21 protein-coding genes are annotated in these 26,650 nt (G+C 67.5%); 11 read left to right on the top strand and 10 right to left on the bottom strand.

The features are described from left to right. The first annotated feature begins 12 nt into the window (after nucleotides 1-12). The gene (locus ABZ942_RS43285) at nucleotides 13-639 is read left to right on the top strand and encodes a hypothetical protein (protein WP_357392103.1); all 627 of its coding nucleotides are present in this window, start codon (nucleotides 13-15) and stop codon (nucleotides 637-639) included. A 137-nt stretch (nucleotides 640-776) separates the two neighbouring features. On the opposite strand, the gene ABZ942_RS43280 is transcribed toward ABZ942_RS43285, so the two are convergent. From ABZ942_RS43280 to ABZ942_RS43265, 4 genes are all read right to left on the bottom strand, one after another. Beyond that, on the bottom strand, nucleotides 777-1,334 hold the full coding sequence (locus tag ABZ942_RS43280; RefSeq protein ID WP_357392102.1) for a GNAT family N-acetyltransferase: 558 nt from the start codon (nucleotides 1,332-1,334) through the stop codon (nucleotides 777-779). A 34-nt stretch (nucleotides 1,335-1,368) separates the two neighbouring features. Continuing rightward, nucleotides 1,369-2,292, bottom strand: coding sequence for a Ku protein (locus ABZ942_RS43275; RefSeq protein WP_357392101.1), 924 nt, complete (start codon nucleotides 2,290-2,292; stop codon nucleotides 1,369-1,371). 80 nt (nucleotides 2,293-2,372) lie between these two features. Further along, nucleotides 2,373-3,470 (bottom strand): lycopene cyclase family protein, encoded by a 1,098-nt coding sequence (locus tag ABZ942_RS43270; protein ID WP_357392170.1) that lies wholly within the window; start codon nucleotides 3,468-3,470, stop codon nucleotides 2,373-2,375. Nucleotides 3,471-3,483: 13 nt separating this feature from the next. Beyond that, nucleotides 3,484-4,248 (bottom strand): SDR family oxidoreductase, encoded by a 765-nt coding sequence (locus ABZ942_RS43265; RefSeq protein WP_357392100.1) that lies wholly within the window; start codon nucleotides 4,246-4,248, stop codon nucleotides 3,484-3,486. A 162-nt stretch (nucleotides 4,249-4,410) separates the two neighbouring features. Here ABZ942_RS43265 and ABZ942_RS43260 point away from each other — a divergent pair, with 162 nt between their 5' ends. Then, a complete protein-coding gene (locus ABZ942_RS43260) occupies nucleotides 4,411-6,042 on the top strand; it encodes an ABC-F family ATP-binding cassette domain-containing protein (protein ID WP_357392099.1) in 1,632 nt (543 codons plus the stop codon). An 80-nt stretch (nucleotides 6,043-6,122) separates the two neighbouring features. Then, nucleotides 6,123-6,356 (top strand): helix-turn-helix domain-containing protein, encoded by a 234-nt coding sequence (locus tag ABZ942_RS43255; RefSeq protein ID WP_040736162.1) that lies wholly within the window; start codon nucleotides 6,123-6,125, stop codon nucleotides 6,354-6,356. A 255-nt stretch (nucleotides 6,357-6,611) separates the two neighbouring features. On the opposite strand, the gene ABZ942_RS43250 is transcribed toward ABZ942_RS43255, so the two are convergent. The 4 genes from ABZ942_RS43250 to ABZ942_RS43235 form a co-directional block, all read right to left on the bottom strand. Then, nucleotides 6,612-7,574, bottom strand: coding sequence for a hypothetical protein (locus ABZ942_RS43250; RefSeq protein WP_357392098.1), 963 nt, complete (start codon nucleotides 7,572-7,574; stop codon nucleotides 6,612-6,614). Between the two features lie 11 nt (nucleotides 7,575-7,585). Further along, complete coding sequence (locus tag ABZ942_RS43245) at nucleotides 7,586-8,101, bottom strand: hypothetical protein (protein WP_357392097.1); 516 nt, start codon at nucleotides 8,099-8,101, stop codon at nucleotides 7,586-7,588. A 260-nt stretch (nucleotides 8,102-8,361) separates the two neighbouring features. Further along, complete coding sequence (locus ABZ942_RS43240; protein WP_357392096.1) at nucleotides 8,362-8,778, bottom strand: acyl-CoA thioesterase; 417 nt, start codon at nucleotides 8,776-8,778, stop codon at nucleotides 8,362-8,364. Between the two features lie 79 nt (nucleotides 8,779-8,857). Next, complete coding sequence (locus ABZ942_RS43235) at nucleotides 8,858-9,361, bottom strand: cupin domain-containing protein (RefSeq protein WP_357392095.1); 504 nt, start codon at nucleotides 9,359-9,361, stop codon at nucleotides 8,858-8,860. A 102-nt stretch (nucleotides 9,362-9,463) separates the two neighbouring features. Between ABZ942_RS43235 and ABZ942_RS43230 the strand changes: the two genes are divergently transcribed. From ABZ942_RS43230 to ABZ942_RS43205, 6 genes are all read left to right on the top strand, one after another. Continuing rightward, nucleotides 9,464-10,012 (top strand): MarR family transcriptional regulator, encoded by a 549-nt coding sequence (locus ABZ942_RS43230; protein WP_357392094.1) that lies wholly within the window; start codon nucleotides 9,464-9,466, stop codon nucleotides 10,010-10,012. 525 nt (nucleotides 10,013-10,537) lie between these two features. Continuing rightward, nucleotides 10,538-11,359 carry an SDR family NAD(P)-dependent oxidoreductase gene (locus tag ABZ942_RS43225; RefSeq protein WP_357392093.1) on the top strand — a complete coding sequence of 274 codons (822 nt, stop codon included), beginning with the start codon at nucleotides 10,538-10,540 and terminating at the stop codon, nucleotides 11,357-11,359. A gap of 293 nt (nucleotides 11,360-11,652) precedes the next feature. After that, nucleotides 11,653-12,447, top strand: a complete 795-nt coding sequence (locus tag ABZ942_RS43220) for a hypothetical protein (RefSeq protein ID WP_357392092.1) — start codon at nucleotides 11,653-11,655, stop codon at nucleotides 12,445-12,447. 715 nt (nucleotides 12,448-13,162) lie between these two features. Continuing rightward, nucleotides 13,163-15,946 (top strand): hypothetical protein, encoded by a 2,784-nt coding sequence (locus tag ABZ942_RS43215; protein ID WP_357392091.1) that lies wholly within the window; start codon nucleotides 13,163-13,165, stop codon nucleotides 15,944-15,946. 60 nt (nucleotides 15,947-16,006) lie between these two features. Further along, nucleotides 16,007-16,243: a hypothetical protein gene (locus ABZ942_RS43210; protein WP_357392090.1), complete on the top strand. Its 237-nt coding sequence runs from the start codon at nucleotides 16,007-16,009 to the stop codon at nucleotides 16,241-16,243. A gap of 254 nt (nucleotides 16,244-16,497) precedes the next feature. After that, nucleotides 16,498-20,334 carry a hypothetical protein gene (locus tag ABZ942_RS43205; RefSeq protein WP_357392089.1) on the top strand — a complete coding sequence of 1,279 codons (3,837 nt, stop codon included), beginning with the start codon at nucleotides 16,498-16,500 and terminating at the stop codon, nucleotides 20,332-20,334. A 106-nt stretch (nucleotides 20,335-20,440) separates the two neighbouring features. Here the strand turns inward: ABZ942_RS43205 and ABZ942_RS43200 are convergent, their stop codons facing one another. Then, complete coding sequence (locus ABZ942_RS43200; RefSeq protein ID WP_357392088.1) at nucleotides 20,441-21,007, bottom strand: helix-turn-helix domain-containing protein; 567 nt, start codon at nucleotides 21,005-21,007, stop codon at nucleotides 20,441-20,443. An 87-nt stretch (nucleotides 21,008-21,094) separates the two neighbouring features. Further along, a complete protein-coding gene (locus ABZ942_RS43195) occupies nucleotides 21,095-23,914 on the bottom strand; it encodes an aconitate hydratase (RefSeq protein ID WP_357392087.1) in 2,820 nt (939 codons plus the stop codon). A gap of 332 nt (nucleotides 23,915-24,246) precedes the next feature. On the opposite strand from ABZ942_RS43195, the gene ABZ942_RS43190 reads away from it, so the two are divergent. Together ABZ942_RS43190 and ABZ942_RS43185 are read left to right on the top strand one after the other, a co-directional pair. Next, the gene (locus ABZ942_RS43190) at nucleotides 24,247-24,819 is read left to right on the top strand and encodes a DUF6676 family protein (RefSeq protein WP_357392086.1); all 573 of its coding nucleotides are present in this window, start codon (nucleotides 24,247-24,249) and stop codon (nucleotides 24,817-24,819) included. 265 nt (nucleotides 24,820-25,084) lie between these two features. Continuing rightward, nucleotides 25,085-26,497, top strand: coding sequence for an NlpC/P60 family protein (locus tag ABZ942_RS43185; RefSeq protein ID WP_357392085.1), 1,413 nt, complete (start codon nucleotides 25,085-25,087; stop codon nucleotides 26,495-26,497). Nucleotides 26,498-26,650: the final 153 nt, after the last annotated feature.

The raw sequence follows: 26,650 nt of genomic DNA, 5'->3' as shown, positions 1-26,650 counted from the left end.
ACGGTTGCGGCCATGATTTCGGATGTGGACGAACAGATGTACGAGCGGTCGCGGCGTGGTTTGCATGCGGTGGCGGAGTTGTTGATCGCCGGGCCGCAGTATCGGCAGCACGGGACGATCCGGTTGCGGGCAGTGGACCAGGGGTTCGAGGGCGTGCAGTGGCCGGTTTCGGTGGTCGGGGCGGAACTGGTGTGGGCGGATGGGCGTGCGCCGCTGCAGGGGACCTATCGGGAGCTCGGGCGGCTGGCCGGGTTCGAGCCGGAGGCGCCGAAGGGGGTGTACCAGGACACTACGGGGGTTGATCCCGACAGTGTGATGGATATCGATCCTGCGGCGGCGCGATTGGTCGGCGACTGGTTTGCGCTGGGGGACAAGGCTTTGCGTTCGCTGGCGCCGGATTCGACGCCGGTGCTGTGGCCGGAGCACTTCGATCTGTCCATCACGATCGACGAAGTGAATTACGGTGTCTCGCCGGGAGATTCATTCCATCAGGGTCCCTACGCCTACGTCGGCCCGTGGACCCCGCGCACCGGCGAGTTCTGGAACGCCTCCTTCGGTGCGTTCCGTCCGCGCGACGAGGTGAGCTCGCTCGCCACTCTTCTCGAGTTCTTCGAGCAAGGCCGCGCCGCGGTCGAATAGCCCACACCCGTACGGTTCTCGATATCGCGCACCGGAAATCGCATGCGAAATCCGGTGCGCGACATCAGAAGTAGTGCGTGCGTTGGATCGAGCCCGGGCAGGTGGTCCAACGTTGAGACTGCGCCGAACGGCTTGTGCTAGCGAGCGGCGCGGTGGTTGTCGCCGGCCAGGCGGCCGCGGCGGATCAGCGCGCGCTTGGAGCCCGGCGCGATGGCGGCGGCGTCGAGGTGCGAATCCGGTTCTGGTTCATTGGGATTCGGCCGGACGAACAGCGTCACCGTGGCGGCGGGGAGGAAGCCGCTGCGCGTCATCAGGGCGGTGGAGGCCGCGTTGCGATCTTCGACATCAGTGACGATCCGCCGCGCGCCGCGAGCGAACAATGCCTCGGAGCAGACGTCGACCAGTCGCCGGGCGATGCCGTGCCCCTGCATATCCGGCGCGACCGCGATCCACTCCAGGTAGGCCCAGTCGTCCCGGTTCTCGAATTCCATCGACCCGAGCACGAAACCGACCACCCGGTCGGAATCGAGGGCGACCCAGCAGGCGTTGTCCGGGCTGTCCAGGTGCTCGGCGACCGAGGTCAGCGACCACGAGGTGTACGGCTTGGTGGTGATGTCGAAGACTTCGTGACCGAGATCGAGGACCTGGCGCAGATGGCCGAGACCCATCGGGACGATCACAACGGCAGAATCCATGCCGATAGTTTGCCAGCTGGATGCGGTGCTGCCGTCACGCGCCCTTGCGGGCCGCGGTCTTCTTGGCGGCCTTCTTCGCTGGCTTCTCGGCTGTCTTCTTGGCGGCGGTCTTCTTGGCCGCCGCCTTCTTCGCGGGTTTGGCCTTGCCGTTGTCCTCGGCGCCGCCCGCCGCGCGGCGACCGCTGGCCTCCAGGCTGCGTTGCAGCGCGGCGACCAGGTCGACCACCTCCGCGTCCATCTCGACGGGCGCGGACTCGGGCTGCTCGGGCACCTTGCCGGTGCCGCTGGCGATGGCCTCGTCGAGCAGTCGCTTGAGTTCGATCTGGTATTCGTCGGTGTACTGGTCCTGGTCGAAATCGTCGGACATGGACTCGACCAGCGTCTCGGCCATCTTGATTTCCTGCGGGCGCGGCGCGGCGACCCCGTCGAGGGATTCGAATTCGACCGCGCGCACTTCGTCCGGCCAGAGCAGCGTTTGCAGCACCAGCATGCCGTCGCGCACCCGCAGTGCCGCCAGCCTGGTCTTCTGGCGCAGCGTGAAGTGCACCAGCGCGGTGCGGTCGATGCGTTCCAGCGTCGTCGCCAGCAGCACGTAGGCCTTGGGCGTGCTGGAGTCGGGTTCGAGGTAGTAGCTCTTGTCGAACAGGATCGGGTCGATCTGGTCGGACGGGACGAACTGCAGCACGGGGATCTCGTGCTTCTCGGCGGCGGGCAGTTTGGCGAAGTCCTCGTCGGTGAGAATGACCTTGTCGCCCTCGGGGGACTCGTACGCCTTGTCGATATCGGCGTACTGCACGGACTTTCCACACACGGTGCAGACCCGGTCGTATTTGATCCGGCCCCCATCCTTGGCGTGCACCTGATGGAAGCGGATGTCGTGGTCCTCGGTCGCGGTATAGACCTTGACCGGGACGTTCACCAGCCCGAATGCGATCGAGCCCTTCCAGATCGACCTCACTGCTGCATCCCCTCGACGCGGGTACTCGGGTCACCGGTTCGGCGGCTCGGAACGGATGAGTGCTGGACGCTAAGGCCCACTCACTCTTCCATGATGGCGGACGGTATTCGAATACGCGAGCGAATGCGCATCCCGAGTGTCGCGGCGGCGACGCGCCGACGCAGCTGCGGCGGTAGTGCGCCGAAAAGCGTGCGCATGGCGGTAACGGTGCCGGTCAGATCGGTTCGACCGGACAGGTAGGCGCGCTGCGCGGCGGGCGGCATGGTGAAGAAGGCGTCGAAGAAAAGGGGGAGGTCGGCAGGCGGTAGGGCGAGGAGCGCGCGCAGGCCCGCGGCGCGGAGTCGGTGGACGGCGTGTGCCGACGCGGGCCACGCCTGCGCCCCCGCCGCGACGGTATCGGCTGCGGTGAGTGATGCGGCCACGCTGTAGCCGGTGGCCGGGTGTGCGAATCCGCCTGCCGCGCCGAAAGTGTATCGTCCGGGTCGGCCGCCCTCGACCGGGAAGCGAACTCGTTCGACTCGTTCCGCACCGGTGAGTTCGATTCCGCGCGAACGCAATCGGTGGTGCAGCCGGTCGCGCAGCTCGGTGCCGCCGAGCGCGGGGCGACCGGCCAGGCAGGTTTCCTCGAGCAGCATCGTCGCGTCGCCGAGCGGCACCGCGTAGAGGAACGAACGCGGCGCATCGCCGGGCGCGCCGTTGTCCGCCCGCCAATCCATGAACAACGGTTCGAGCCCCGCGCAGCGCCGCGCGTCGAGCACGAGCCCATATGCCGTCTGTTCCGCCAATCGGGGCGAGCGGGCAATCCCACGTGCGTCGATGACCCGTCGACCCGTCAGCGGCCGTCCAGCGGCCAGCGACACCCTGCCTGGAGCGAGCTCCACCGCGCGATCCGCGACGATGTCGGCACCGGTCAGATTCAGTGACTTCTGCAACTGACCCGAATCGAGCACCACGTACGGCCGTTCGATCCGATGCGCACGAGTTCCCCACGCCATCGGCTCGTCGACCCTGGCCGCGATGACCGACGGGTTCAGCCACCCGGGCAGCTCGTCTGCCCACGCCGCGTAGGTCGCGGTCCAGTGCCGATCGGGTGCCGGATCGACGACAGTGACCGAGATGCCACGTGCGAGACAGCGATGCGCCAGTGCTCGCCCGGCAGGCCCGAGTCCACAGACGATGACGTCCACACGGTCAGAGTCCGCCGGTGGACAGCAGCCCGCCGTCCACTCGCACGGTCTCGCCGGTGATCCAGGCGGCCTCGTCGGAGACCAAGAAACCGATCAGCCGGGCGACGTCCTCGGGGGTGCCGAGCCGCTTCATCGGATAGATGCCGGCCGCGCGCTCCTCGTCGTCGGAGTACAGCGCGTCGGCGAACTTGGTCTTGATCACGCCGGGCGCGACGGCATTCACCCGGATCTTCGGGCCGAGCTGCCAGGCCAGTTCGTCGGTGAGCCGGATGAGCGCGGCCTTGGACGCGCCGTACGCGGCGATCACGCCGGACGACCGGATGCCCGCGACGCTGGCGACGTTGACCACCGCACCACCGTGCTCGCCCATCCACGCCTTGAACGCCTGCTGGATGTAGCCGAGGGCCGCGACCACGTTGACGTCGAAGATCTTGCGCACCGCATCGAGGTCCGCGTCCATCAGCGAGCCGAACGCCGGGTTGATGCCGGTGTTGTTGATCAGGATGTCCACCGAACCGAATTCGGCCATCATCCGATCGATGGCCGCCGCGCGATCCTCGGCCTGGCCCGAGTTGCCCGCCAACGCCACGACCTCGCCCTGATGACCGAGGGCGCGCAGCTCGGCGGCGGCCGCTTCCAACGGGTCCTTCTTGCGTGCCGTGATCAGCACGTTCGCGCCACGGCTCAACAGCTCCGCCGCCACGGCCTTACCAATGCCCCGGCTGGCCCCGGAGACCAGCGCACTCTTGCCCAATAGATCGCTACTCATGCATCGGCAGGCTACTCGCCGCTGCAGTTAGCGCCGTCACATGTGCGTCGCCGTGGGTAAAAGCGGTCGCCGGACCCAGGTAAAATCAGTGGTTCTTGTGCATATCGCGTCGCACAATCGAGTAGCTACCGCCCAGCACCACTGATCCGCGAGGAGAAATCTGTGATCACCGCGACCGACCTGGAGGTCCGGGCCGGAGTCCGCACCCTGCTGTCGGCCCCCGGACCGGCCCTGCGGGTGCAGTCCGGCGACCGGATCGGACTGGTCGGACGCAACGGTGCTGGCAAGACCACCACGCTGCGCATCCTGGCGGGCGAGGGCGAGCCGTACGCCGGAAAGATTTTGCGCTCCAGCGATATCGGCTACCTGCCGCAGGATCCGCGCGAGGGCAATCTCGACATCCTCGCCCGCGACCGGGTGCTCTCGGCGCGCGGCCTGGACACGCTGATCCGCGACATGGAGAAGCAGCAGGCGCTGATGGCCGAGGTGGCCGACGAGGCCGAACGCGACAAGGCGGTCCGCAAGTACGGCCGCCTGGAGGATCAGTTCTCGGCGCTCGGTGGCTATGTCGCCGAGAGCGACGCGGCCCGCATCTGCAACAGCCTCGGCCTGCCCGACCGGGTGCTCGCCCAGGCGCTGCGCACCCTGTCCGGTGGTCAGCGTCGTCGAATCGAGTTGGCGCGCATCCTGTTCGCCGCCTCCGACGGCAGCGGTGGGCGTTCCGACACCATCCTGCTGCTCGACGAGCCGACCAACCACCTCGACGCCGACTCGATCACCTGGCTGCGCGGCTTCCTGCAGAACCATGACGGCGGCCTGATCGTGATCAGCCACGACGTGGAACTGCTCGGCGACGTGGTGAACAAGGTGTGGTTCCTGGACGCGGTGCGCGGCGAGGCCGACGTGTACAACATGGGCTGGCAGAAGTACCTCGACGCCCGCGCCACCGACGAACAGCGCCGCCGTCGCGAACGCGCCAACGCCGAGAAGAAGGCGGGCGCGCTGCGCGTGCAGGCCGCCAAGCTCGGCGCCAAGGCCACCAAAGCCACTGCGGCACAGAACATGGCCAAGCGCGCCGACCGGCTGATCGCCGAGCTGGACGACGTGCGCGTCGCCGACAAGGTGGCCAGGATCAAGTTCCCCGAGCCCGCCCCGTGCGGCAAGACGCCGCTGATGGCGGAGAACCTGACCAAGGTCTACGGCTCGCTGGAGATCTTCACCGGCGTCGATCTCGCGATCGACCGGGGCAGCCGGGTTGTGGTGCTCGGCCTCAACGGCGCGGGCAAGACCACGCTGCTGCGGATGCTCGCCGGGGTCGAACAACCGACCGCGGGCAACCTGGTGCCCGGGCACGGCCTGAAGGTCGGGTACTTCGCGCAGGAGCACGACACCCTCGACGATCAGTCCAGCGTGTGGGAGAACATCCGGCATGCCGCGCCGGACGCGGGGGAGCAGAGCCTGCGCAGCCTGCTCGGCGCGTTCATGTTCACCGGTCCCCAGTTGGACCAGCCCGCGGGCACGCTGTCCGGTGGTGAGAAGACCCGCCTGGCGCTGGCCGGCCTGGTTTCCTCGGCCGCCAACGTGCTGCTGCTCGACGAACCGACCAACAACCTCGATCCGGTGTCGCGCGAGCAGGTGCTCGATGCGCTGCGCACATACGCGGGCGCGGTCGTGCTGGTCACGCACGATCCGGGTGCCGCGGAGGCGCTGTCGCCGGAGCGGGTGATCTTGCTACCGGACGGTACGGAAGACCATTGGTCCGCCGAATATTTGGAACTTATTCAGCTCGCGTGACTTTCATCACAAGAATTCGTTGATCACGGCCCCTCGAGTGCTTAGCCTGGAAAGAGCTGCTCGGCGACTCGGAGGAAGCCATGAGCGACAGGCCCACGCAAGTCAAAGCCACCCTGGGTAAGGGAACACGCGTCACGGGGAAGTCCCGGGACCGCCTACAGACCCAGTTGAAGAAGCAGTACGAGGCAGGGGCGAGCATTCGCTCGCTGGCGCGAGCAACCGGTCGCTCCTACGGCTTCATCCACAACGTACTGGTGGAGTCGCATGTGCAACTCCGCAGCCGCGGCGGCGCCAACCGTCGCAAGAGCCAGTAGCGTCCGGAGAACTCGAAACCGGTTTCGGCGGTGTGTTTTTCGCCGATACCGGGGAGTTCGGCTGGTCGGGTGCGGTATCGGGCCCGGCCACTGCCGGTGCTGTGCGCTAGATCCGCTGGTCGAACACATCGCCGACGATTGTTGTGTCGGCACAACCTGATCCGGTCGTGTGCCTCGGATGAGCTTCGGCCGCTGATGTTCCCGGCTGTTCGATGCGCGTACGCGCCGAAATCGGTGTGTTGCTACGGACTCTCGTCAGTAGCCGCTGACCGCCCCGTCGCCGTCGACGAGCAGATTGGCCAGGCTCCGGAAAATCGGTAGACCCGTCTTGATCTCCAGGTACGCGAACTGTCCCTGGGGATTGACCTCGAGGAAGTAGTACTCGCCGTCGAGGCCGAGCCGAATGTCCAAGACCCCGAAGGACAATCCGAGCGCGCCCATCAGCGTGGCGAGCGACTTGCTCACCGAGGCGGGCAGATGCTCGGGCGCGAAATCGACCGAGGTGTCCAGCCGGGAGTCGACCCGGCCGACCCCGGCCTGCGAGTCGATGCGCACCGTCCATTCGACGCCGTCCACCCAGACCACCCGCAGATCGCATTCGGCGTCGACGTAATCCTGGAAGGTGGTCGGCGCCGAGCGGATACCGGCCAGCCTGCCGTAGTCGGCCTCGGTGATGATCCTGGTCTCCGCGAACTCGGCGCGACTGGTCCCGGTGCGCTTGTAAACGACTGGGCCGGGCCGGGATTCGGCGAAGCTGCGGGCCTCGTCCGGATCGTTGGTGATCAGCGTCTCCGGTATCGCGAACCCGGCGCGCAACGCGGTCTCCAGCTGCACGATCTTGCGGGTCGCGGTGCGGTCGGCGCCGGGATCGTTGATCCAGTTGGCCGGAATGGACCAGAGCATGCCCTGGATGAAGCTGTCGCATTCGGCCTGGCGGAAGTCGTCGTCGGCGGCGCGCACGCCGCCGGGCACCTGGGCGGGATGCGGCCTGCGCCACCAGACCGAGCGCACGTCGTCGAGTCCGATCAGGTGCGAGAGCGAGCGCGCGGTGCCCAGCCGGTCCAGCCGGAAACTGCCCGACTCCCGGGGGAAGTCGCGCAGGTCGAGGTGAATGGCGTTGAGCGCGTGATGTTCTCGTAGTGTCGCGGCCATGGCGGTGGCGTGTAGATCGTCGGATTCCGACACTATGAGGACCGAGCTCGCCCGGCGTGCCGTCATGCGTGCACCGCTCAGTCGAGACTGTCGCAGTTGATGCCGTCGTCGCTGGTCGCGAGCGACTTGGTCTGGCAGTAGGTAAAGGTGGCGCCGTGCGCGCCGGTGAGGTCGGCCAGTTGCAGGCGGTCGGCCCAGCTGTCGGTGAGCTGCTGCAACTGCTCGTCGCCGAGCGCCGCGGACGGGGTCTCGGTGAGCGTCATCGGCCGGTCGACCAGGTCGATGCGCAGGCGGCGAGTGAAATCGGCGGTCGCGCCCGCGCGGATGTCCACCAGGACCGGGCGACCGTCGCGCTCGGTGGTGTCGGTCGTGAATCCATCGGGCACCGTGGCGATGCCGTCGGGCACGCACGAGAACCCGTCGGGCAGCGGCGAATCGAGCACGCGCAGCACGTCGGACCGACGGAAAGTCCACGTTCCCTCGGCGACCCGCACGGTGATATCGCGTTCCGACTCCGCTACCAGCAAACCCTGGAGCGGGGGAACGCGGTCACTCTTCGGCGCGGTGCCAGGGAGGCGGAGTGCGTCGGTCATCACTGTTTCTCCGATCTGCTCGCGATTTGCCACGACCCCCGAGCGTGAACTGGATCATATCGCGCAGCGGGGTCGGATCGGTTCGGATCGGGAGATTTCACGGCCGGTGGCAAACCGCATTTCGGCGCAGGATGCGCTAGCGCCGAAAGATTTTCGGTACACCAGAAATAGTTCCTGCGCAACCGTTTAGCTATTTCCGATCGGAAAATTCTGGCGGTGCATTGCCACGGGTTGACGGCTGTGCATCCGTACTTACCGCTTCACAGACCCAGCAGGTCCGGGCGCTCGGCCAGCGCCGCGAGACGTTCGCCCGGCGCGGTGACGAGCCTGCGGGCGGCCAGATCGAGCAGGCCGCCGGTGGCCGTTATCTCGGCGGCGACGGTGCCGTCGAGTTTGCGGATCTCGTGCCGGAATCCGAAGGTCTTGCCGGTCGACCATTCGAAGTCGACCGAAACGGTGACCTCGTCGCCGCCGCGCAGCTCCCGGAGGTACTTGATGTTGTTCTCCAGCACCACCGGTCCGATGCCGCCGGCGATGAGCTTGTCCTGCGGCGCGCCTGCCGCGCGGAGCAATTCCCATCGGGCGTGTTCGGCGTATTGCAGATAGACCGCTTGGTTCAGGTGGCCCTGCGTGTCGAGCTCGTAGCCGCGGACGACGATCGGTACGGAAAAGGTCATATCCTGCGAACCTCCTTCGCGGTCGGAGTTCTTCCGACCTGCAACGATGGGTTGGTCACAGATGAATTGTGCACCTGCCTCAGCGGCGGTTGGCGTTGCGCTCGGCCCACCAGTTCGGTGCGTCGACGAAGTGGTTGTCGAACTCTTCCTGCGCGGCGGCCAGTTCGGACAGTTGTGATTCCCCCTTGGCGATGCGGTCCAGCAGCCGGAAGTACTCGAAGCGCTGCACGCCGGGCATCAGCGCGATCATGATTCGCGCGGAGCTGTCGGGCGTGGCGCCGAACGCGTGCGGCATGAACTTCGGCACCACGATCGTGCCGCCGGTGCCGACGGTGACGATCTTGTCGCCGGCCAGCAGCTGCAATTCGCCGTCGGCGACGTAGAACAGCTCGTCCGAGCTGGTGTGGTAGTGCGGCGCGGCACCGTCCGCGCCCCGCTGCATGGTGACCTCGAGCGTGCTCAGCGCGCCGTCGGTGTCTGCCGCATCGAGCAGTAGCCGCATGGTGACTGTGTCGGTGCCCAGCGTCTCGGCGTCCTGCGTCCGGCGGATCGCGACGTCCATGCGGGGAGTGGTGGTGCTCATGCGGTGCTCCAGGTAGTTCGTTGATTGATAATTCGCTACCGAACTATATATCAGCGAATAGAATCCTGTCCATGGCCGAAACGCGACTGATTTCGCAAGCACATGGGTGACTCGCCGGGCACCCCCACCACCCCGGCGTCCGTCGGTGGCGTGACGGGCGACGATCCCGTCGATGTGATCATCGGGCAGTGGCGACGCGAACGACCCGATCTCGAACTGGAGGCCATGTCGATCCTCGGCCGCCTCGCACGGCTGCTCATCATCGGCCAGCGAGTGGTCGAGGAGGTCTTCACGGCGCACGGGCTGCAGCGCGGCGAGTTCGATGTGCTTGCGGCCCTACGTCGTTCGGGCGAACCGTATGAGCTGAACCCGTCCGTACTCGCCGACACGCTGATGCTGTCGCGCGCGGGCATGACCGGTCGGCTCGATCGGCTGGAGTCGGCCGGTCTGGTCCGGCGGATCGCCGACCCGGACGACCGCCGCGCCGTGCGCGTCGCACTGACCGAGAACGGCCGCACTCTCATCGACCGAGTCGTCACCGCCCACGCCGACAACGAAACCCGCATGCTCGCCGTACTTTCCGCGACTGACCGCAGCGAACTCGACCGCATCGCCCGCGTACTACTCGGCAGCCTGGAACCGGCAGAGTAGCAACCCCCCACCCTCCCAAACTCTGCTACGCGCGGCGCCGACCAACAGGCGAACACCGTTTCTGTGACCCGCACCCCCGCTATATCGGGTGTGCGGGTTCAAGAAAGGGGGTTCGGCCAAAGCAATACGCAGTGGTGTGCGGGTGGGGGCGTCAGGGATCTGTCAAAGTGGGTGGGGATCTCTTGCCCGGGATCGCCGGGTGCGGTTATATCGCGGTATGACCGCAACTTTCGGCCTTCGTCGCGCGCTGCGCGGATTGCCCGGGGTTGGCATGTGTCTCGGATCGGATCTCCCGTCCGCCCTGGAGCTGGTCGGCTTCGGGAGTGAGGACGAACCGCCGAGTCCCGGTTCGGTCTGACCCATTCACCGCGCGGCCGAACGGCCTTGCGCGGCTTTCTCTTCGCGCACCTGACCGGTGCATCGGTGTGCGCGTTCAGCATCCGCGACGTGTGATCGCGGATCCATTCTCCGCGTGCGTCTTTCGGACCGTTGAGGCCGAGGCGCGCGCTCCACGATAGGAGAGCTATGTCCGAATTCTCGTCCGACGGCCGGATTGTCTTGGTGACCGGCGTCGATGAACGCCTCGGGTACGCGACGGCGAAGCGCTTGGTCATCGACGGGGCCACCGTCATCCTGCACGCGCAGGACAAGGAGCTCGCCGACGACGCACTGGAACGATTGCTCGCCGACGGCGCGCAGGCGCAGCGGCTGCGCATGGTGCACGCCGATTTCACCAAGCTGGCCGAGGTGGACGAGCTGGCCGGGATGCTGGCCGCGACGGTGCCCGCGCTCGACGCGCTGATCAACGCCGCGTCGATGCCGGGCCTGCAGCGGCGTTCGCACACCGAGGACGGCAACGAGCTGACCATGCAGTTCAACTATCTCGCGCCGCAGCGGCTGACCCTCGCGTTGGCGGACGCGATCGCGGCGGCACACGGCCGGGTGGTCAACGCGACCTCGCGACTGCACGTCGGCGGCAACATCGACTACTCCGACCTGGACCGCAACCGCGGCATCTATACCCCGATGTCGGTGTACGCCCAGTCCAAACTGGCGCTGACGATGTTCACCCGCACGCTGGCCGAGACCGGTCCGGCCGGGCTGACCGCGATCAGCGTGTGCCCCGCCGATTTCGAGCTCGACATGCCGCAGCTGCGCAGTCACGCGGCCGCGCCCGTCGACGGGGCCGCCGACCTGCTCGCGTTGCTCAGCGCTTCGTCGACGCCGGTGGTCAACGGCGGCTACTACGACGGCATCGAGCAGGCGAAACCGGCTGCGCTGGTGCGTAATTCGCGTGCCCGCGCGCGGTTGGCGGCGTGGAGTCGTCAGCCTGTGCACGCCGACTAGTCCCTTACAACGAAAGTAGGCACGTCAGTGTCCAAGCGCGCCAACAAGAAACGCGCCCGCCGCAAGAACAAGGCCAATCACGGCAAACGCCCGGGCGCTTAAGCCCTCGCTATCCTCCTGGACGTAGCGAGCTAGGTCCGCCGCGGCTCCATTCGGGGTCGCGGCGGGTCCGTTCGGGGTGGTTGGTTCGGTGACCGAATCACGTAGTTCGTTACTCGCGCATCGGCCGTTCGGCGGGCTTACGGTGGAGTTCCGCATCGAAAACCTCGGTGTGGTGCGCTAGGAGATCAACGATGATCGACATCATCACCCTTCGCGGAACCGGCGAGCCGCGGAACTCGGACGGGACGCCCACGGGAATGCTGCACGACGTCACGAAACTGCTCGACACCGAACGATTCTCGTTCTTCGAGCCGGATTGGCCCGCCTCGGTCGGGCCGGACCCGGATGTCTGGGGCTCGTCGCTGGACACCTCGGTGCGGCTCGGAACCGCGGCCGGTGTCAAGGCGATCCAGGATTCGCCGAATGTCTGTGGGCTGCTGACCTATTCGCTCGGCGGCATCTGCGCGAGCCAGATCCTGGAGGGCGTGCGCTCGGGCACGTACAAGAACACCAACGGGACGCCGCTGGAGATCGCGTTCGCGGTGAACATCTCCAACCCGTTGCGCAAGGCGGGTCAGTCGGTGGGGAATCTGTGCCCGCCGTCGACCTTCGGCCTGCACGGCCAGCGTGGGCTCTGGCCCGCCGAGGTCGCCGTCCGCGAGTACGCCAATCCCGGCGACATCATCACCGCCGCACCCGCCGATTCGCCGCTCCGATTCATCGACGTCGGTATCTCGCCGTTCTCGTTCCTGGAGGGTGCCCGGATCGGCAACCTCGGTCCGCTGATCTTCGCCGAGCTACTCGACTGGCTGATGCACGACCCGATCGCGAATCTCGATCGATATGCCACGGCCGTCCGTGGGCTCATCGGCTACCTCACTCCATGGCCGGACGGGCAGCACGTGTTGTACTCCGGTCACAACATGCCCGGCACCGACCATCTGTGGACGACCGACGCGGCCGAGTACATCAACGACACATTCTGAGTCGGATTCCCACGCCACAGTATCGGGATCCGCGTACCCGCCCGGCCGGTCGGTGGTCAATTGGGCGGCAACAAAGAGATAGCTAGAAGATCGCTGTTGTGCATCTTTCGACTTTTCGATGCGGTTGAAGGTTGTCTGTCAAGAGCGGCGACCATCAGTATCCCGTAAACGCATTCCGCGGCGGAAAGGTGTGATTTGCCCACCTAGCTGGTCGGATGTCCAGTGAGGCCTTTTTGTCCATTGACGGCCGCGTGTCGCATCTCAAACCTGGAAGCATGACCAGTTACGAGAGATGCGGAAAAGTAGCTACCGCACGTGCGTCGGTCGTTATGCGCTCGCCGTCCGCCGTGCGACCGGTGCACGACCCGCCGCCAGGCGGGTGTTCCGCAGCCTGGCCGCCAAGGTCGCGATCGCCGTTCCCGCGGGGCGCGAATGTCGAACAACGCGCATATCTGTGCTCTCGCGACGCCAGCGGCGCAGTCCTCGTCCGCATCACCACCACCGCCGGAATCAGCGGTTTGTGGTCACGGACGGTCTGCGCGACCGGTGCCGCTGACCGGTCCGAGCGACGAATCAGTCCGCACTCGCAGAGCTCGGCGCGAGTACTGCCGACCCGGTCCGATCCGGCCGCGTACTCGCTGCACCACCCCGATCGAAAGGTCCTCGTATGTTTGCAACACACAAACGTCGCCGGGTAACCACGCCCGGGCACCGCATGGCAGCCGATCGCACGCGCAAGGGCCGTTACGCAGCGGCCGTGGTCGCCTCGTTGGCCACCGTTCTGTTGTCCACTGGTCAGGCGGCCGCCGAAGCGCCCGCGCCGCCGCCGGTACCCGCGGATCCGAGCCAGATCGCCGCGGGCGTGAACTCGGCCTTCGCCGTCGCGCTGCCGGAAATCCGCCGGGCGGTGACCGAGTTCGGCGACTCGGTGCCACCCCCCACCGGGGTGCCCGAACTCGATGACCTCGCCACGACCTGGGGTCCGGTCGTGCAGCACGCGCTCGGCCAGGCGCTCACCGCGCTCGGCACCGAACCGGCGGTTCCGCAGGCCGACGGCACGGGTGAGATGATCCACGACCTGACCACGCCGACGCCGGAGGCCGCGCACTCGTCGCTGCCGGGAAGTCTGATCGTCGACGACGCGTCGGCCTCGGGCCCGGCCGGTTCCGCACCGTTGCCGATGCCCGAACTGGTGTCGGCCGCCGAACAAGTTGTCGGCACCATCGCCCTGCCGCAGCTCACCGAGTTGATCGGTGCGGCGGTGCCGACCGGACCGCTCGGGCAGCCGGTCCGGGATCTGCTCGTGTTCGCCGACGAGGCGATCGAGCAGGCGGGCATCCGTCGCGACCTGCTCGGCGCTCCGCTGGAAAACGTGGCCGACCAGGCGCGCACGTTCTTCGGTTTCCCGAACGGTGGACCCGACCCCGCTGCGGGCTTGCGTGACTTGCTGAATCCGATGCTCGGCCAGGCCACGGGCGGCGGGGATCCGTTGCAGGGCTTGGCCACCGGGCTGCGGCAGCTCGTCGCCGATCCGGCCGCGGCGCTCGGCATCGGCCTGGCGCCGATGCTGACCGATGCCCGCGGCATGCGCAACGACGGCGGCCTGCTCGGCCTCCGCAACGCGACGCTCGAGCTGCCGATGATCGCCGGTGTGCTCGGCGGTGGGCTGCTCCTCGGTACGTTGGCGCTCGGTGCGGCCGCAGCGCTCGCAGTGCTTGCGGCGCCGGAGATCATCGGCGCACTGGCGATCGGCGCAGTCCTGCTCGCGCCGATCGCGATTCCCGCGGTCCTCGGGATCGGCGCTGTGCTCGCCGGCTTGGAAGTGCTGGCCTTGCCGTTCGAGATCACCATCGGGGTACCGGTGCTCGGGGCGCTCGCTCTGGGTGCGGCCGTGCTGTTCGGTGGTGCGCTGTTGGCTGCGCCGGAGGTGCTCGGCGTGCTCGGGCTTGGTGCTGCTGTGCTGTTCGGTGGTGCGCTGTTGGCTGCGCCGGAGGTGCTCGGCGTGCTCGGGCTTGGTGCTGCTGTGCTGTTCGGCGGTGCGTTGCTCGCGGCGCCGGAGGTGCTCGGGGTGCTTGCTCTGGGTGCGGCGGTGCTGTTCGGTGGCGCACTGTTCACGCTGCCGGAGGTGCTCGGGTTCGGCGTGTTCGTGCTCGGCGCGCTGGCCGGCCTGATGGCAGGCGGCGGCGCCGCGCTGCTCGTACTCGGCGGCATGGTCGCCGGTGCGGTCGGCACGGTGCTGATCGGGACGCTGATGGCGGGTGCGGCCGCGGCCGCGACGGCCGCCGTCGGTATGGGGCTGGTGACGGTGATCGGCGTTCCGCTGCTCGAATTCGGCGTGCCTGCCGCGTTCGTGGTGCTGCTGACGCTCGGGATGTTGTCGATGCTGTTCCTGACGATTCCGTTGCTGGAGGAGATGGAAGGCGCCGCGCTCTTCGAGGAGCTGATCTCGTCGATGCTGGGCGGATTCGCGCCCGAGGTCCCGCGCGGCGTGCCGTCGCCGTTCGGTGCTCCGGCGCCGTCGCCCTTCGGCGAGACCGGTCCGGTTCCGTCGCCGTTCGGCGAGGCTCCGCGTACCGCGCCTGCGCCGTTCGGGCAGAATGCGCCGAGCCCGTCGCCGTTCGGTGAGGGTGCCCCGCGCACCGCGCCGTCGCCGTTCGGTGCCCCGTCGCCTTCGCCTTACACCGAGACGGGGCCGGTTCCGTCGCCGTCGCAGACGCCGTTCGGCGAATCTTCGCCGCGCACAGCGCCTTCGCCGTTCGGTGAGACAGGTCCGCGCAATGCTCCTGCGCCCAATGGTGAGACCGGCCCGCGGACAGCACCGGCACCTAACGGTGAGACCGGCCCGCGCACGGCACCCTCGCCTAATGGTGAGACGGGCCCGCAGGCCGCACCTTCGCCGTATGGCGAGACCGGCCCGCGCACGCAACCGGGGCCGTACAGCGAGCCCGCTCCGCAGGTTCAGCCGCGGCCCTATGTCGAGCCTCGTGTCGAGCCCCGGCCTTACCCGGGACCCGCGCCGCAGCCGTACAGCGAGCCTGCCCCGCAGGTTCAGCCGCGGCCGTATGTCGAGCCTCGGCCTTACTCGGCCCCTGCGCCGCAGCCGTATCTGGTCGAGCCCGCGCCGCAGCCGTACGCGCAGCCCGCGCCGCAGCCGTATCTCGTTGAGCCCGCGCCGCAGCCGTACGCGCAGCCTGCGCCGCAGCCGTATGCCCAGCCTGCGCCGCAGCCGTATCTGGTTGAACCTGCGCCGCAGCCGTACGCGCAGCCCGCGCCGCAGCCGTATCTCGAGCCGGCACCCCAGCCGTATCTCGAGCCCGCGCCGCAGCCGTATCTGGTTGAGCCCGCGCCGCAGCCGTATGCCGAACCTGCTCCTCGGCAGTACATCGAGCCAGTCCCGCAGGGCGGACCGAGGGCCTATGGCACGGCGTACACGAGTTCCACTGTGCCGCAGATCGTTAACGGCGGGACCGCGAACGACCGCGAACTGGTGACGGTCTGAGCTGTCAGCAGACCGGAACCATTCGCTCGCAACGGATTACGACGAAAATAGGAGTCCGAGATGGAGCCCATCCTGGATACCAGTCCCGAGCGCCTGCTCGATATCAGTTCCGCGCCAATTGGTTTCGGCTACTACGCGCAGAACATCGACGACGCTGAAGCCGTTTCTCGGGAGGTGACCCGAGTCGGCTGGTGGTCGCGGCACCGGCGGGTCGCGATCGGCGTCGGGATGACGTTGGTGACGGCACTTGGCCTCATACCGGCGGTGCAGTACGCCGTTCTCCTGGTGCAGTCGTAGTCGAGCGTGGTGACGCGCACCGTGCCAACGCGGTGCGCGTCACCAGACGCGATGCGGGTCGGCATTGAATCGGCGTTGAACATACCGGCTGGTATGCTCACGCCGCCGCTGGAACCGCCTTTCCTACCCAGCGTCGGTGCCGAATATCGATCACCCGATGGATGATCGCAGGAACGCATTTCGTCAGCTCAGCGCCACAATTCCTGGACACCCGACACGTTGGTGGTGAACATGCGATTGTTCTGCTCGCTGGTATGTCCCGAGTCCGCGCCGTCGCGAACGTGGTAGCGCCGAAAAACGTCGCCACCCCGAGTCGAGCCGAAGGCCGCCGCCTGTTCGCCGACCGGCTCAGCGACCTCTTCACCGCAGCGGGCGGGCCGCCGTTGAAGTCGGTGGTCCGCGCCGCCAACGCCCGCCTCGCCCCGGGCGCCAGCAAGATCACCTTCCAGCGGATCAGCGATTGGCGGCGCGGCCAGCGCACGCCGGCGGCGTTCGACTCGGTTCGGCCGGTGCTGGAGGTGCTGATCGCGGACGCGCGGCGGCGGACCCCGGAAAACCCGCGGGTCGACCCCTCGCTGCTTGATCTGGAGCGCTGGTACCAGGACTGGGAGGCCGCCAAGGTCGAGTTGCCTGTCATTGATGCCGATCGCGCACCCTACCGTGGTCTCGAGTCCTACCGGGTCGAGGACAGTGATCTGTACTTCGGCCGCAGTGACGCGAAACATCGCCTGCTCGAACTGATTTCGGCGGTCGAGTCGAGCGAGCGGTCGGCCGCGGCACTGCTGCTCGGTCCGTCCGGCATCGGTAAGTCGTCGCTGCTCGCCGCCGGGCTGCAGGCCGCGCCGGGACCGCGCACGCCGATCGCCATGACCCCCGGCCACGACCCGGTGGCCGCATTGGCCGCCGCGCTCGCGGACCAGCCGTCGACCCACCGGCTGCTGCTGATCGATCAGGGCGAGGAGCTGTTCACGCTGTGCACGGATGATGCACTGCGGCAACAGTTCCTGCGTCAGTTGACCGCGCTCACCGATCCGGCCGCCGAGCCGCCGACCACCGTCGTCGCCGCGTTCAACATCGTCTACCTGCATGAACTGCTGCAGGCGTTCCTGCGGTACTCGTGGACGGTGGAACCGCTGCGGCAACACGCGATGCTGCTCGACCCGATGACCCTGCCCGAGCTGCGCGAGGTGATCGTCCGGCCCGCCGAGGCCGCCGGTCTGCGGGTCGAGGACAGCCTGGTCGAGGTGGTGCTGCAGGATCTGGGCGCCATCCAGGCGAACAGCGAGGTCCGGCTCCCGCTCTTGTCGCTGGCACTGGCCATGACCTGGGCGAATCGGCACGGCCGCGCGCTGACCGTCGACGGCTATCGCGAAGCGGGCGGCCTCAGCGGCGCCTGCGCGATCAGCTGCGAGTCGGTGTGGTCCCAGCTCACCGACCGCGAACGGGTGATGGCGCGGCAAGTACTCGTAGCGTTGACCATCACCGAGCCGACCACCGTGGTGCGCAACCGGATGCCCGTCGAACTGCTGATCGAGGAGTCGGCGGATCCGGCGGTCGCCCGCACCGCGATCGCGAAGCTCACCACCGGGCGAATTCTGGTGCAGCACAACGACGATATCGAGCTGGTCCACGAGCTGTTGCTCACCGGTTGGCCCCGCCTGGCCGAATGGCTGTCCGAGGAACGGGAATTCGCCGCCGATCGCCAGCGCGTCGAGGCCGACGCCCGCGAGTGGGCGCGGATGGAACGACCGATATCGCTGCTGTACACCAAGACTCGGCTGGAAAATGCCACCGGCTGGATGCGGCGCACGGAGTCGTCGAACCGGCTCGCCCGAGAATTCGTGTCCGCGTCGCAGGAGCGGCACCGGACGCGGACCATCCGATGGCGGGCCTTCCTGTCCGCCGTCGCCGTGCTCACCGTTGCGGCACTGGTGCTTTCGGTCGTGGTGGTAGGCCAGCGCGCGACCGTCTCCCAGGAACACAAAGACACGGTGCTCAGCCAGCTCGTCGACCAATCGGAACGCGTCGAGAACGCCGACCCGGTGCTGTCCACCCAGCTCGCGCTGGCGGCCTACCGGTTGAACCCCGCCGATCCCGTCGCCCGAGCCCGCTTGCTGGCCGCGCAGGTGCAGCCGATCGAACTCGTCACGGTCGCTGCCCACGACGGTCCCGTCCGCAGTCTGACCTTCAGTTGGGGCCATCGCCTGGTGGCCAGCGCCGGTGGCGACGGCCTCGTAAAGCTGTGGGACATATCGAATCCGGGCGTGCTCACCCAGGTCGGACCAGCCCTGAGCGGGCATCGAGGTGCTGTCGAAGCGGCCGAATTCAATCAGGACGGCACCATGCTGGCCAGCCTCGACTCCGGTGGCACGCTACGACTGTGGGACATCCGCGATCCGCGCCAGGCGAGCCTGGCCGGAACTTTCGACAACGGCACCCCGCTCACCACTGTCGCCTTCCTACCCGATGCCCGCACCCTGGCGGTCGGCGGCGGCGACGGAACGCTCACCTTCCTCGATATCATCGCGCCCCAAGCTATTCGGCGGCTCGGCGCAGTTCTCGGCGCACATCCCACCGCTATCAAGGCGATGGCGCTCGCACCTGACGCATCGGTGCTCGCCACCGCCGGCGACGATCACACCGTGCGCTTGTGGTCCGTCGATGACCGCGAACAGCCGCTCCCGGTGGGCATCCCGCTAGACACCGGCGGCGCCGTGCAGGCCATCGCCTTCGGTGCCCAAGGCCGGCTCGCCGCGGGCACCGCGGACGGCCAACTGCTGTTCTGGGACGCCCGTGACCGAGATCGACCCCAACTCGTCGACCGGAAACAGACCCGCCCCGTGCCGATTTCGGGCCTGCAATACTGGCTCAACGGTCGAGCACTCGTGGTCACCGACGCGGGCGGCACCGCCCGCGAGTGGAACACCAGCCGGCTCGACCGCGTGACGCCCATCGTCCTCGAACTGGTCAACAACGGTTCGCTGCAGTCGCTGGTGGTGGTCACCAACACCACGGCGATCAGCGCGGGTGCCGACGGCAAGCTCAGGGTATGGAGCCAAGCCGGCGTGCGGCTGCCCATCGTGTTCGCCAGCTCGCTGACCTCTCTCGATTTCGACCAGCCGGGTAAAACGTTGGTCGGCGGATTCCGCGACGGTCAGGTCGACGTGTGGAACATCGCTGCCCCACTCATCAGCGCGATGATCAGCGAGGTGCGCGCAGGCCCGCCGGACCGCCACGGGACGAAGGTGGCCCTCCGTCCCGACGGCACCCTGCTGGCCACCACCGGCGCCGATGAGGTCCGACTGTGGGATCTGACCGACCGAGCCAGGCCCGCGGCGCTCGGCGCGATACCCGGCACCGGGCCGATTGCTTTCGCCTCCAAGGGGGATCACCTGGTCACCGGAGGGGGGCACCGCTCGCTGCAACTGTGGGACGTCGCCGACCCGGCCGTCCCGCGCCCACTGGGCGGTCCACTGTCGACCGGAGACGACCGAGAACTCGAACTGGCCGCCTTCGCGCCCGGCCGCCCTGTGGTCGCGGCCGCCGGCGACGATGCACGAATCCACTTGTGGGACATCACCGATCCCGGAAAGTCGACCGCGGTCTCACTCGACTTGCACGGCGGGCAAGCACGCGCTCTGCTGTTCGCTCCGGACGGCAAAACCCTGTTCAGCGGCGACGACAGCGGCATGATCCGCTCGTGGGACATCACCGATCCGGTGCACGTTCGCGAACTGGATTCGGTGCGCGCACACACAGCCACGATCCGGACGCTGGCGGTCGACGAGTCCGGCCATCGCCTGGCCTCCGGCGGCGGTGACCAGACGGCTCGCCTGTGGGACATCACCGATCCGTCTCGCATCCGCGAGCAAGGCGACCCGATCGAGGCCAAGATCGGCTGGACCTGGTTCCTGCGTTTCGACCCCACCGACGAATCACGCCTACTCGGCGTCGGTGATCAACTCACCACCCTCTGGTACACCGACCCCGCCGCAGTCGCTGCGAAACTGTGCTCCTCCTCGGTCGCCATGCTCGACGAACAAGAATGGCGCAGCCTGCTCCCGTCCGTGCCCTACACTCGCCCCTGCTGACTCCCCGCACTCCTCTTGATCTCCCGCACCGAAATTCGCATGCGATTCTCGGTGCGGGAAATCAGAAGTGGTTTGGCTCTGCGCGAGGAGGCGTTCGGCGGGGAGCTCAGTCGCGGCGGCGGACCGAGGCTTCGACGAGATCCAGTACGGCGGTGAGGTTTTCGTTTGTATGCCCCGACGCGATGCGCGCGATGAGCCCGTCGAGCACCAGATCGAGATACCCGAGCAAAACATCGGTAGGCACGTCGTCGCGCAACGCCCCCGCCGCCTTGCGCCGCTCCAACCGGGCCAACGTCGCGGCAGTCAACTCCGCCGACCGCTGAGTCCACCCCGCACGGAACTCAGGGTCGGTGCGCAACCGCCGCGCGATCTCCAAACGCGTTCCGAGCCAATTGAACTGCTCGGGATGCGCGAGCATGTCCCGCATCACCCCGACGATGCCCTGGTTGGCCGCGACATCGGCCATCCGCTCGGCATCCTCCTGCGCGAGCGCGAGGAACAGCGCGTCCTTGTCCCGGAAGTGGTGGAAGATCGCACCGCGCGAGAGCCCGATCTCCTCCTCGAGCCGACGTACCGTGGCGCCCTCGTACCCGTATTCGGCAAAGCAGCGCCGCGCCCCGTCGAGAATCTGGCTGCGCCGGGCGGCGAGGTGATCTTCACTGACTTTGGGCATAGCGGGCGTGCTCCTCCAAGAGGTGTGAGCAGTCCGCGCACCGCGAAAACGCGGTGCGCGGACTCTCGACCAACGGCGTGTGGGTGATCAGCCGCGAATCATGTTGCGCAACACGTACTGCAGGATGCCGCCGTTGCGGTAGTAATCGGCTTCACCGGGGGTGTCGATCCGGACCACCGCGTCGAAGGTGACCTTGTCACCGTTCTCCTTGGTGGCGGTGACCTTCAGGGTCTTCGGCGTCGTGCCCTCGTTCAGCTTGGTGATGCCCTCGATGTCGAAGGTCTCGGTGCCGTCCAGCTTCAGCGACGCGGCCGACTCACCGGCCGGGAACTGCAGCGGAATGACGCCCATACCAATGAGATTCGAGCGGTGGATGCGCTCGAACGACTCGGTGATGACGGCCTTCACACCCAGCAGCGAGGTGCCCTTGGCGGCCCAGTCACGCGAGGAACCCGAGCCGTACTCCTTGCCGCCCAGCACGACCAGCGGGATGCCCGCGGCCTGGTAGTTCTGCGAGGCGTCGTAGATGAAGGCCTGCGGGCCGCCGTCCTGGGTGAAGTCGCGGGTGTAACCGCCCGAGACGTCGTCGAGGAGCTGGTTGCGCAGCCGGATGTTGGCGAAGGTGCCGCGGATCATCACTTCGTGGTTACCGCGCCGCGAGCCGTAGGAGTTGTAGTCCTTGCGCTCGACGCCGTGGCCCTCGAGGTACTGCGCGGCCGGGGTACCGGCCTTGATGTTGCCCGCGGGGGAGATGTGGTCGGTGGTGACCGAATCGCCGAGCAGGGCCAGCACGCGCGCGCCGGAGATGTCGGTGACCGGCTCCGGATCCTGCGGCATGCCGTCGAAGTACGGAGGCTTGCGCACGTAGGTGGAGTCGGCGTCCCAGTCGAAGATCTTGCCTTCGGGGGTCGCCAGGCCGCGCCAGCGCTCGTCACCCTTGAACACGTCGGCGTAGGACTTGATGAACATGTCCTGGCTGATCGCGCTGCCGATGGTCGCCTCGATCTCCTTCGAGGAGGGCCAGATGTCCTTCAGGAAGACGTCGTTGCCGTCGGCGTCCTGGCCGAGCGCGTCGGTCTCGAAGTCGAAGTCCATCGTTCCGGCGAGCGCGTAGGCGATGACCAGCGGCGGCGAGGCCAGGTAGTTCATCTTCACGTCGGGGGAGATGCGGCCTTCGAAGTTGCGGTTGCCCGAGAGCACCGCGGTGACCGAGAGGTCGTTGTCGTTGATCGCCTTGGACACCGCGTCCGGCAGCGGGCCGGTGTTGCCGATGCAGGTGGCGCAGCCGTAGCCGACCAGGAAGAAGCCGAGCTTCTCCAGGTAGGGCCACAGGCCCGACTTGTTGTAGTAGTCGTTGACGACCTGCGAACCCGGCGCCATCGAGGTCTTGACCCACGGCTTGGAGGTCAGGCCCTTCTCCACGGCGTTGCGCGCGAGCAGCGCGGCGCCGAGCATGACCGACGGGTTGGAGGTGTTGGTGCACGAGGTGATCGAGGCGACCACCACGGCGCCGTGGTCGAGCACGAAGTCGCCGTACTCCTCCGAGGAGACCTTGACCGGCTTGCTCGGGCGGCCGACGGCGCCGTTCGCGGCGGACGGGATCAGCACCGCGTCGTCATCGGCGAAGGACAGCACGGCCGGATCGCTGGCCGGGAAGGACTCCTCGATGGCCTCGTCCAGGTGCGTGTGCGGGGTGACGGCGGCCGGGCCGCTCTCCGCGTCGTTGGTGTAGTTGTGGATGTCCTTGCGGAACGCGGTCTTGGACTCCGACAACAGGATTCGGTCCTGCGGCCGCTTCGGGCCCGCGATGGACGGCACCACGTCGCCGAGGTCGAGCTCCATGTACTCCGAGTACACCGGCTCGTGCTCGGCGTCGTGCCACATGCCCTGTTCCTTGGCGTACGCCTCGACCAGCGCGAGCTGGTCGTCGTCGCGGCCGGTCAGGCGCAGGTAGTCGATGGTCACCTCGTCGATCGGGAAGATCGCTGCGGTGGAACCGAATTCGGGGCTCATGTTGCCCAGGGTGGCGCGGTTGGCCAGCGGCACCTCGGCGACGCCCTTGCCGTAGAACTCGACGAACTTGCCGACCACGCCGTGCTTGCGCAGCATGTCGGTGACGGTGAGCACCACGTCGGTGGCGGTGACGCCCGGCTTGATCTCACCGGTGAGCTTGAAGCCGACGACGCGCGGGATCAGCATCGAGACGGGCTGGCCCAGCATGGCCGCCTCGGCCTCGATACCGCCGACGCCCCAACCCAATACACCGAGGCCGTTGACCATCGTGGTGTGCGAGTCGGTGCCGACGCAGGTGTCCGGGTAGGCCTGGCCGTTGCGGACCATGACGGTGCGGGCCAGGTGCTCGATGTTGACCTGGTGCACGATGCCGGTGCCCGGGGGGACGACCTTGAAGTCGTCGAACGCGCCCTGGCCCCAGCGCAGGAACTGGTAGCGCTCACGGTTGCGGGAGTACTCGATGTCGACGTTGCGCTCCAGCGCGTCGGCGCGGCCGAACACGTCGATGATCACCGAGTGGTCGATGACCATCTCGGCGGGGGCCAGCGGGTTGACCTTGTCCGGGTCGCCGCCGAGGGTCTTGACGGCCTCACGCATGGTGGCGAGGTCGACGATGCAGGGCACGCCGGTGAAGTCCTGCATGATCACGCGGGCCGGGGTGAACTGGATCTCGATGCTCGGCTCGGCCGAGGGATCCCAATCCGCAATGGCGCGAATGTGATCGGCAGTGATGTTCGCGCCGTCCTCGGTGCGGAGCAGGTTCTCCGCGAGGACCTTGAGTGCGTAGGGGAGTTTCTTGGTGCCGGGCACGGCGGAGAGGCGGAAGATCTCGTAGGAGTTGCTTCCGACCTCGAGGGTGCCCTTGGCGCCGAAAGTATCGATACTTGTCGTCACGTCAGCTCCACTCGTCTGTGAGGGTTGGCCGTCGGCGGGGCTGTGCCGGCGACCGAGTCTTTGCAGGTTGCTCCGGCACTCGAGTGCGCCGGTTCCTCGCGCTACGACCCTAACAGTACGCTTGTCCTGTGAGCACATCGACCCCGCCCGCCTAGTCTGCGTCACGGCCGGTACGAAGCCGCGCGGGGGCGCGTCGCGTGCCGTCTGCGCGTGCCTCGACTCTCCGTCGCGTACTGTGCTTTCGGAGCCAGCCGGGTGGCATTGAGCTCACCCCGCAGTGTTGGATGCACGTCGCTTCGGATGCCGATGCGGCTCGACAGACCGGATGGAAGATGACCGTCTCGCACACCTCGGTTTTCACGCCCATGGCCGCCGAACTGCCGCCGAACGTCACCGAGGACACCGTCACCACCATCAACGCCGACCTGGCCGACAATCACGTCGCCACGCTGGACGGCAAGGATCAGACGGAGTTGGCGGCGGTCGCCGCCGACGCGAGAGCGCACGGCATCCCGTTGAACATCGTGGTCGTGCCGGGCGCACCGGGCCACGAAAGCCTGCGCGACCTGGCCACCGAGGTCGGCGGAACCCAGCACGGCACCGTCCTGGTGCTCAGCGACGACTGGGCGGGCACCTACAGCGACACCATCTCCCGGGTCCGGCTCGAGTGGGCCGAGGACAAGGCGAAGTTCAACGGCGGGCACTCCGCCGAGGCGGCACAGCATTTCGTGGACAAGCTGGAGCAGCCGGAGGCCGTCTCCTGGACCGCGATCGCCAGTGTGTTGCTCGCGGGCACCGCGGCCGTCGTGGTCGGGCTCTACTTCGTGAAGTCGCGTCGGCGTGCCGAACCCGCCACGCCGGTCGCCGTTTCCGGCACCGAGGGCGATCGGGCCGCTACCTCATAGCTGGTTTCTAGACAGCTACTTTCCCTGACGACCGGTATGTAATACCGCTCGGAAACCTTTGCCGCATGCGGCTAATCTCAGGCAACGGGCAAATTACGCGCCTGTCATTCTGTTGCTGGAGTTCCTTTGGTGACTGAAGTGTCGTACGGTCGTGTAGTTACCGATGGGGAAGAAGTCTTGTCAGGGGTTATCTGCCCACCATTGAGCGTCGAGGTGCGGTTGGTGCTCATGGGGTGTTGCTGGAGTCGGGTCCTTGGGAGGTGCGATGCGCAACAACGGCGAGGCCGCTTATCGGCGTCCCCTGGGGGTCGCCCTGGGGTTGCTGGTGACGGTCGTCGTGGTGCTGGCCGGACCTGCCGCCGCGGTGCCGCCTGCCCCGCCGAATCCGAGTGACGGCCAGATCGCCGATGCCGGAGCGCAAGTCGACGCCGGCGTGACCGAAGTGGGCGGGCTGATCAATCAGGTCGCGGCGGTCGATCAGCAGTTGCAGCAGCTCGACAGCGAGGTCGCCCGCAAGCGCGAAGAAGTGAACAAGGCCCTGGTCGATCTGCAGAACGCGCGCGACGCCGCCGACGCGGCCGCCGCCGTGGTGGCCGACACCCAGCGCGAATTGGCCGACGCCGGAACGAAAGTCAGTGCCGCGCGGCGCAACTTCGACCAGTTCGCGGCGCAGGCCTACACCCGCCCCGCCGCGGAGTCGATGGTCGTCTACCTGGCCGCGGCCACCCCGGCCGCCGCCCTCGATCAGGCCCAGCTCCTATCGCTGGTCTCGAAGAATCAGCAGCAGGTACTCGATAGCCTACGTCGCGCCCAGATCGACCAGGGCAACAAGAATTCCAGTGCGCGCCAAGCGAAGTCGGCCGCCGACGCGGCCGCAGCGGCCGCCGAACAGGCGAAGGTCGACGCCGAGCACGCGGTCACCGCCGCCAAGGCCGCGTTCGACCAGCAGACGGTGCAGCGCGACAACCTGCAGCGCCAGCGCCAGGATGCGCAGGGCCGCTTGGACTTCGCACGACAGAACGTCGCCGGACTACAGGGCCAGCGCGACGTCTATCTGAACTGGGAACAGCAACGTAAGGCCGAAGAGGCCGCGGTGCGCGCCGCCGCCGCGGCCGCAGCGGCCCGCGCCAACGCCGACCAGAACGCGCAGAGCCGGGCCGGACAACTCGGCCAAGGCAAGCGCCCGCACACCCAGCTGGAGAACTCGCCACCGCGCCGCAGCACCCCGCGTCCGAGCCTGCCGTCCGTCGGCGGCTCCGCGGCGGTCGAGACGGTGGTCGATCGCGCCATGTCCCAATTGGGTGTCATCTACGCCTGGGGCGGCGGCGACGAGGACGGCCCGACATACGGCATCCACGACGGCGGCGTCGCCGACAGCTACGGCGACTTCGACAAGATCGGCTTCGACTGCTCCGGCCTGATGATCTATGCCTTTGCCGGGATCGGGGTTTCGCTGCCGCACTACAGCGGGTACCAGTACAACGCGGGCACTCGCGTGCCGGTCGATCAGCGCGCCCGCGGCGACATGCTGTTCTGGGGTTCGAACGCCAGCGAGCATGTCGCGCTGTATCTGGGCAACGGGCAGATGATCGAGGCGCCGGAGTCGGGTGAGGTCGTCCGGGTGACGTCGGTGCGCGAGGGTGGCATCATGCCGTACGCGGTGCGGATCGTCAGCTGACGGTTCCTTCGTTGTGTCAGAGTTCGCGACATACGGCGATTGCGAGTACTGATACATGAGCCGCGGACTTACCCGAACCGGACACCTGAAAGCTTTGAATTCCCTTCATGTCGGGTCCGGTTGCGGCACATACGGCCATTACCTGGAATAGTT

Origin of the sequence: Nocardia sp. NPDC046473 (assembly GCF_040645995.1) — a bacterium.
Classification (GTDB): domain Bacteria; phylum Actinomycetota; class Actinomycetes; order Mycobacteriales; family Mycobacteriaceae; genus Nocardia.
The sequence above is the reverse complement of the archived record's forward strand: the minus strand, read 5'-3'. Positions and strand labels throughout refer to the sequence as shown.